General features: G+C 31.6%; 9 protein-coding genes. All 9 read left to right on the top strand.

The features are described from left to right. Positions 1-31 precede the first annotated feature (31 nt). Complete coding sequence (locus JCM15579_RS18320; protein WP_054722493.1) at positions 32-268, top strand: hypothetical protein; 237 nt, start codon at positions 32-34, stop codon at positions 266-268. Next, positions 258-2,093 (top strand): KAP family P-loop NTPase fold protein, encoded by a 1,836-nt coding sequence (locus tag JCM15579_RS18325; RefSeq protein WP_054722495.1) that lies wholly within the window; start codon positions 258-260, stop codon positions 2,091-2,093. Before JCM15579_RS18320 ends, JCM15579_RS18325 begins: the two co-directional genes overlap by 11 nt. Positions 2,094-2,097: 4 nt before the next feature. After that, positions 2,098-2,838: a Qat anti-phage system associated protein QatB gene (locus tag JCM15579_RS18330; protein ID WP_054722497.1), complete on the top strand. Its 741-nt coding sequence runs from the start codon at positions 2,098-2,100 to the stop codon at positions 2,836-2,838. Continuing rightward, a complete protein-coding gene (gene qatC / locus JCM15579_RS18335) occupies positions 2,828-4,198 on the top strand; it encodes a Qat anti-phage system QueC-like protein QatC (RefSeq protein ID WP_054722499.1) in 1,371 nt (456 codons plus the stop codon). The genes JCM15579_RS18330 and qatC overlap by 11 nt, the downstream gene beginning before the upstream one ends. After that, on the top strand, positions 4,195-4,926 hold the full coding sequence (gene qatD, locus JCM15579_RS18340; protein ID WP_054722501.1) for a Qat anti-phage system TatD family nuclease QatD: 732 nt from the start codon (positions 4,195-4,197) through the stop codon (positions 4,924-4,926). The genes qatC and qatD overlap by 4 nt, the downstream gene beginning before the upstream one ends. 349 nt (positions 4,927-5,275) lie before the next feature. Further along, positions 5,276-5,740, top strand: a complete 465-nt coding sequence (locus JCM15579_RS18345) for a hypothetical protein (protein ID WP_157471551.1) — start codon at positions 5,276-5,278, stop codon at positions 5,738-5,740. A gap of 270 nt (positions 5,741-6,010) precedes the next feature. Next, a complete protein-coding gene (locus JCM15579_RS18350) occupies positions 6,011-6,544 on the top strand; it encodes a hypothetical protein (protein WP_054722505.1) in 534 nt (177 codons plus the stop codon). Further along, positions 6,516-7,097 carry a hypothetical protein gene (locus JCM15579_RS18355; protein ID WP_054722507.1) on the top strand — a complete coding sequence of 194 codons (582 nt, stop codon included), beginning with the start codon at positions 6,516-6,518 and terminating at the stop codon, positions 7,095-7,097. The genes JCM15579_RS18350 and JCM15579_RS18355 overlap by 29 nt, the downstream gene beginning before the upstream one ends. 161 nt (positions 7,098-7,258) lie before the next feature. Next, a complete protein-coding gene (locus JCM15579_RS18360) occupies positions 7,259-8,494 on the top strand; it encodes a hypothetical protein (RefSeq protein WP_054722509.1) in 1,236 nt (411 codons plus the stop codon). Positions 8,495-8,510 lie beyond the last annotated feature (16 nt).

Below are 8,510 nucleotides of genomic sequence, written 5' to 3' on the forward strand. Positions count from 1 at the left end.
AAACTGCAACTTTGAAACCTGATTATAAATATTGAAAAAACGAAAAATAAATATTGGCTCATTGATTGAAGGTTGGTGCAAGAAAAAAATAGTTTTTGCCAGCCCGCTTCTGCCCTTCGGGACAGTTGGGGAAGCCCACGCACATTGCACACATTTGCAAATCGCACAAGCTGACCCACAAGCCGAAATTTGCAAAAGAGTGCAATTTTTATCCATCACGCAAATAACAAGTATATTTACCTTAACAAGAAAAAATAATGTGGGCTGATAATGTTACTGATAAAGACTTCCTAGGTTTTGATGTTCATGCTGACCTAATAAAAGAATTAATATCTGATGAAACACTTTTACCGATTACTATTGGCTTATTTGGAGACTGGGGTAGCGGTAAATCTAGTATTCTTGAAACATTAAAAAATGAAATAGAAGACCCTGAATCGGGAACAGTTTGTTTGTATTTTAATGGTTGGATATTTGAAGGCTACGATGATGCTAAAGCCGCATTGTTAGAGTCTATAATTAAGGAGTTTGAAGATTCTGAAAGATTTGGTGAAGGACTTAAAGATAAGATAGGAAAACTGGTTAAGTCTGTTGACTGGATGCGTGTTGTTGGCTACGGAATGAAAAATATAGCGATTCCTGCTGCAACCGCATATTTGACAGGAGGTGCTAGTCTAATTCCACAATTGGCGCAAGGGTTAACAAATGCCGCTGAAAAGCCAGAAGAATTATTAGAAAAAATCCAAAGTGGTGAAGCTGAAAGCTTCGTAAAACAATTTATAAAAACACCTGAAAAAGAGAACGAAATTTCATCTGTAAGGGAATTTAGAGATGATTTCGAAGAGCTAATTAATAAATCAAAGATTAATAAACTAGTTATATTAGTTGATGATTTAGATAGATGTACACCTGATAGGATTATTGATAATTTGGAAGCTATAAAGTTGTTTTTGAATGTTAAAGATACTGCCTTTATCATTGGTGCAGACCCTAGGATTGTCAGGCATGCAATAGAGTTTAGATATAATAATTCAATATCATATGCTACTGATGAAAATAGAAATGATAGAATTGTCAAAGACTATCTTGAAAAACTAATTCAGATTCCATATACTCTTCCTAAACTATCTGATTCAGAAGTAGAGACTTATATTACACTGTTATTTTGTGAAAGGGATTTAGATGATGATACATTTTCAAAAGTTATAACTGCTTTTAAAGATTTTAAATGTAAAGACAGGTACAGTGTTTTTAATTATTCGCATATTAATGAGGTACTTGACTCTTCAGAGATTTCTCAACTAAGCAAGAGCGTTCCTCTAATTTCGAAACTATCATCCATTATAACAGAGAGCTTATACGGTAACCCAAGACAAATTAAGAGATTTCTCAACACCTTTATGTTAAGGAAGAAATTAGCAAAAGTTGCCAATATTAGTAATTTCAAAGATGATGTTCTAGCAAAATTGATGGTGTTAGAGTATTCAGAATCAAAGCTTTTTGAAGAGTTGTACAAATGGCAAATATCACAAGATGGTACTCCGAGAGAGTTAAAAGAAATTGAAGAAATATGTGAAGATAAAACAAGAGCTAAAAGTGAACTCAATGAGAAATATAAACTCTGGAATAATTATAAGGTAATTAATTGGATTAAAGCTTCACCGTCTTTGTCAGAATTTGATTTACGTGACTATTTCTGGTTATCTAGAGATAAGTTGTCTTCTATTAATGGAAACACATTGATTCCTCCATTTATAAAATCTTTATTACTAAAACTAGAAGAAGATATTCCAACTAAACTTACAAAGGAAATCATTTCAAGTGAACTTATACCTTTGAATGGGACAGAAAGACAGGTTTTCTTTACATTATTAAGTCAACAATTAATTGCTAATCCTTCAGAAAAAAGATTTTATGACATATTTAATTATTCGATAGAATTAGGTGTTGAAGAATGTATTGACATTTACACTCAATCAATAAAAGCTATTGGTCAACATGTTCCTCCAGCAGTTATTGAGGCACTAAAAAGATATGACCAAATATCTTCAATAAATGTGTTTTTAGAACAATTTAAACGAGTAAAAAAATAATTACATGGGAACATCTCAATCATATTCTGGGTTTTCAAAAAATCCAAATTGGAAACCATTAAGCGATAGTATAACAAGGGCTTGTGATAGTGGTAATATACCCAAAGAAAAACTTGCTAGAGTAGCAGGTAATTTTGTTAACCTACTTGGTGGCTCAAATGCAGGAGGAAGAGGTCAGTCCAAAATTGGGGGTAAATCGGGTATACGAACTGCTCAGCGATTAGGAGGATTTTTTGGTGATATTAATTCTTTAGGTTTTTCGCAGGCTTTAGCAAATACTGGATTTGATTATGATGGAACTCAGTCTTCTAGCGATGTTATTAATCATTTACTTGAATATTGCGCAGGTGTTGCTTCTGCAATAGATGATACAGCGGCAAAAGAAGCAGAACGTCAATTACTTGAAGAAATAGTTACGGAGGCTCAAGATTTTGGAGAATTGGAGGAAAGCTTTAAAGAAAAAATTGAAGAATATGGCATTGAGGAATTAATGATAAAGTATTACGCATATTATATATATGAACATTTATCAATTGATTTTTATGAGCATTTGATAAAAAGCAAAGGAAAATCAATGTGCGGAAATCTATACAGGCAATTAAAAGACTTCCTTTTTGAAAAAGTAAAAAACATTTCGAGGAATAGAGACTTAAGTAAAATAAAATGGGACAGTGATGAAGGTAATGAAATGGTAAAAAACATCTTTGAAGACACATTAAAGGCATTTGAAGGATATGAAAGTTAATATTGAATATACAGAACCATCTAAGGGTAATTTTTCTAGCATAAAATTAAATTTTGAGCCTAAAGATGAAAAAAAGCAGTTTTGTAATCTTAAAGTTGATTACTCGGAAGCTTTCAGAATTATTGGTCTGCCAAAAAGCGAGGCGTTTGATTTCTTTTTAATAGGTGTAATTGTATATGGTATAGACAATGCCATTGATAGAGACAAATACTCAATTAACGGTTGGTCAAGAGAACTCGAAGTTTCATTTTCAGTATTTAATCCAGCAAAATGGAATAGTGTATCAGAAGTTTTAAAAAAATCTCTCGATTTCTTGACTGGTGATATATGGACTATTTCATTTGAACACCATAGTGTTGCTTCATATTATTTTCCATCTAGAAAAGATTTGAATGAATTTAACGCTAATAAAGGAACGTTTGACGATGTATCTGTTGTTAGTTTATTTTCAGGTGGACTTGATTCATTAATCGGTATAATTGACCAATGTGAAAACTTGGTTGATAAGAAAGTATTATTAGCCTCACATTCAGATGGGAATTTTAAAGGTGTTATGTCAGAACAAGATGAATGTTTTAATTCCATATCTACTATGTATTCAAAAGTTCTAGCATGGGCTAGGATAAAAGTTTCTTTACAAAACATAACAGACGGAGAAGGATATAAAAATGAAATCACAACAAGGAGTCGCTCAATTTTATTTTTAGGCATCGGAGTTTTATATGCAAATAGTATACTTGATAATATTGATGTATTAATACCAGAAAATGGAACTATTGCTATCAATCACCCGCTTACAGCATCACGTAGAAGTAGTTGTAGCACACGGACTGCTCATCCATATTTTATTAATTTACTGAATGATTTACTAAATAGCATTGGAATTACTAACCATATCAAAAATCCTTATGAATTAAAGACCAAAGGAGAAATGGTTGAAAATTGCTTGAATCAAGTATTGTTAAACAAGACAATAGAACTTTCATGTTCTTGTGCTAAAAATGGTCATAACTATCATTGGGATAATAGGACTGGTACAAAGCACTGTGGGCGTTGTATGCCTTGCATGTATAGGCGTGTTGCACTACATAAAGTAGGTAATGATAATCAAATGTATGGTATTGACATATTTAATACAGCTGCGGCGAAGCTGGACAATATTGATTTAATAGCCTTTTTTGATTATATAAAAACTGATTTATCAATTGAGAGTATTGAAAGGAACTTATTAGTTAATGGCTCATTACCATTAGATAAAATAAGGGATTATGCATTAGTAATTGATAGAACTCGCTCTGAGATTAAGGATTGGATTAGGCAAAAAGGAAGTTCAAAAGTTAAAAACATGGTTGGTTTATGATAATTGACACACACTGCCATTATGATATGTTTGAAAATCCGACTCAAATAGTTAGAGATTGCGAGCAAAAACAGATTGTTACAATTGGGATGACAAATTTACCTAGTCATTTTGAAATGGGATATCCGCATATTAAGGGATATAAATATATTAGAATGGCATTAGGTCTGCACCCCTTGATGGCTAAAGAACACGACCGTGAATTGGTTAGGTTCAAAAAAAATATAGATAATACATCTTATATTGGTGAAGTAGGTTTGGATTTTTCTAGAGATGGAATTTCAACTAAGGATATTCAAATAAGTAGCTTTGAGTATGTTTTGGCAACAATAAAATCTAAGGAAAAGATTGTTAGCCTTCATTCCAGAAGAGCAGAAAAAGAAGTACTCGAATTATTGAAAAAATACGAAATTAAGAATGCAATTTTTCACTGGTATTCTGGAGGTGTAAAAATTTTAAGAGAGATTTTGGAAAATGGTTATTATTTCTCAATAAATCCAGCAATGGTTAAAAGTAAATCTGGTCAAAAGTTAATTGCTGAAATACCATTGGATAGGATTCTAACAGAAACAGATTCTCCATATACTCAGATTGGGAGTCGTACAACGGAGCCTAGCGATGTGAAAATAGTAATTAGCTATTTGTCTGAAAGTAAAGGAATGTCAGCAGAAGTTGTGGAAAATAAGATATATTCTAATTTTAAAACCTTAATCAATAAAATTCGATGAATATCCAACCCACACAGCCAAGCACATTTGTAATTCGCACAAGCCTACACACAGCCAAAAATTACAAAAGAGCTTGTCTGTCTGCCACCGCTTTTTTGCCGTCCCTAAAAACTATTTTTTTCGGGAACAGCAGTGCTTCGATTGAGCGAATTTATGATAGTAAAAGATTGATAATTAATTAATAATGAATGAACACCAGCAGCTAACAAAGTATATAAAACATTTGGCGGATAGTGCTAATTTTAAGGCTATTACATTTTATAAAAATTGTAGCGGTTTGACAGGTTTGCTCTCCGAAATGCCAAACGTTTCATATACGTGGCCGTTATGCACAAGTTCAAAAAACCTAATGAAAGCCCAAATTGAGAAATATAAAATATCAGGAAAAGTTTACGCTTGGACTTATAAAGAAAACCAGCGGAATTATCCTGGTTGGAACTTTAGTGTTGATTTAAAAGCTAGTGAATGTCTTTCAGCATTATTGAGTTTAATGAATGACTGTGAATGGTCGAGTAAAAAGACTATTTCGACCGAATTGCCAACTGAATCACAATTAAAAGTTCCGAATAATCGAAACGGAGTTGCAAGTTGGAAATCTAAATCGAATCTAACTCTGAATTGCAAAACGTCTGAATCAGAGAATTATTGGAAGATTAACGAGTTGGATGACGGCATTGAAATTCAATTTGGAAAAGCAAAACTGACCGAATTACAAAACGCGATAAATGGAATTCCAAAAGGGAATGGTGATTTTGCAATTACAGATCAACACGAGGAAAATATTTTGTATTTCTGGTGGAATTTGGAGGAATAAGAACCAGTGCATAACAAAAGCTAAATAGCATAGGCTAGCCGGAGGTCATCGAATGTTTATACTTTTAATGAGCACGGTAAGCTACCTATTTTAGAATTGTTATAGTTAAATGTAATCCTAAAATAGTTACCTTCCCTTCATATAAAATTTGAAACATAAAATCACTAAGTAGCCTACGCCACTTAGCAAGACCGTTAGGGCAAATTTAAACCGGCTACTGTACAGAAAAAAGAATCGACAGGCATAATTTTAAAGTAATAATTATTACAAATGGCACAAGTAGATTTATTAAAACTTATAAATGATTTTGGGATTAATAGCTTGCATGAATTCAAAGTTTTATCACACAGAGATAGAACAATATTTACATCAAGACTTTATAAGAAGTTGGAGAACAAAAAATATAAAACATATACACTTCAGTCTATTAAAAGCTCAGACGGTATACGGTTTCATTATAATTGTCCTAAGGGAATCAGTAGTAAAGAACAGATATCAACATTTTTGAACAAACTTTCATTTTATTCAGATAAATCTCTTATAACTATCCCTTTAAAAGGTCGAAAAATATTAAAAAAAGATTATGACATAAATGGTAGAAGGTTTAAACTTGATGAAAATGAAATGCTATTTGGAGAAATCGAGACCATAGAAAAATGTGAATATGGTGGTGAAATTCAAGAAATAAAGGATAATGCATATATCATAGACAAAGCACATTTTGAACATTTGGTTGAGGTTATTGTAGAAAACAAAGTTTTATTAGAAAAAGATTATGCTATATATTTTTTTTACTGGTATTGAAAAGCAACTAAAAAAAGAAATAAAGCCTGGGTATCATTTGACAACTGCAAATTTCAGTTTAAAATCATTAAGAGAGCAATTTTATGAATTTGATAATATGTCGACAGGATATTATGAAGAACCACTTCCACCTATTTTATTGCCTCAATTTTCAAATGTTCCAGCAGAAATTATAATTGAGATTAAGAAGCAAGAAAAAGAACTTTATTTTAAGTTTCACCAACGATTGAAACAAATCTTGAAAAAGGAAATTGAACAAGAACAAGAACTTCTTGATTTCATGAGGGAAATTGATAATGAAGTTAGGATTCTAAAAAAGAAATTTGAAATAATAAGAAAAGCATGGGAAAGAAAAAAGTATTTCTTTATTCTAACGCAATCTGTAACAAGTGTGATTTTATCTGTCCCTGAAGCATTTGGTATAAAACTACCTATTTTAGGGGGAACAACAATTAAAGACTATTTTGAAAAATGGGTTGATAAGGATGAAAAAGCATCAATGTTAAAACTTGAACCCTTCTATATTATGTTACGAATAGATGGAAAGAAATAAAAACTTGCCCTAACATTTTGTATAAGCAATGGCAGGCGATGTGGTAAATATCAAGGTTTATAGCCCGCTCAAACTGCGAGGCGGTTTGACAGGAAACTACCACGCAATCTGCCACTACTCATACAATTTACCGTTAGCAACAAGCAAAAAAAAACAGCACGATGAGATATAGTTCTACAATATACAAAATTGGAATTTTAACATTACTTGCCTTTTCATTATGGACAATATCTGCACTTGAATTTAAGATTCTACCATTAATTGAAACAAACCAACAAGCTTTAGACGTTGAAACATTTAACAATGTATTTTTAGCTTTATCTTATAGCTTATTAGCAGCGCTTATTTTCTATTTCTTCACATCTTACGTCCCTAGAAAAGTTCAGATACAAAGAGCTAAAAAAATAGTATCTAGCCAAGTACACTTCCTGTTATATGATTTATTCGTAGTGATAAACCAAACACTACACGCATATGGTATAAAAAGAGAACTTGATAATATTGAAGAAAAAGATTTAATATCGATAAATGGAGAAATAAAAGAGCATAAAGGATTCTATCGAACAAGCGAACACAAAAAAAGGTTTGGAAAAATTGGAAAACAATTTACTGGATTTGCTCATATGAACTATTCATTTCCTAATTGCCTGATAACAACACTTAATAACATCCCTCTTAAAGTAAAATCTATTAGAGAGGCAAATCCAAATTTCTATGTAGATGACTCTTTTTCTGAGGTTCTAGCAGCTATAGAAACAAATCATCTAATTCGTTTCTATACTAAAGATGAAACTAAACCCTTCACTTATGGAGATTCCTCAAAACACCTACATAAATTAATCTATGATTTCAACAGATTAAAAAAACTTAACTATCATACTCACTTTAGAAGCAGTCATCATATAATACATTTTTATAGTCAAGAAGAAATTAATAATATCGACAAAGATAGGGGGCGATATCTTAATGAATCTCAGCAATATTTCGCAAAAAGAAATGAACTAAGTCCTTACATTCTTTTCAATCCTAACTACCAAGATTCTAAACCACTTCTACAGACATTAAGAATTAACAATTCTCGAAAGTTGACGAAAGGAAATGAAATTTCGTTGCCCCAAAATAGTAAATGTGTAATTATCATAGGTAATAGAATATCAAAAAAAAGCATACAGAGATTTATTAAAAAAAATAATGACAAATTAATTATTATTCTTAAGCTGTGTTTTCTTCAAAGAGAGTTAACTGCACACAAAGAATTAAAAAATGGAGTTCACATTGTCAAATATAAAGGGGAATTTTCATTTTTGGGTATAAGATTTAGAAAGAAGTACCCATGTGAAAGTACACGAAACAGAACAGCAAATCATATACATACAATTATTAAAAATCAAATATAATAATGCCAGTTGCTAA

The sequence above is a fragment of the Marinifilum fragile JCM 15579 genome, assembly GCF_001310955.1.
GTDB lineage: Bacteria > Bacteroidota > Bacteroidia > Bacteroidales > Marinifilaceae > Marinifilum > Marinifilum fragile.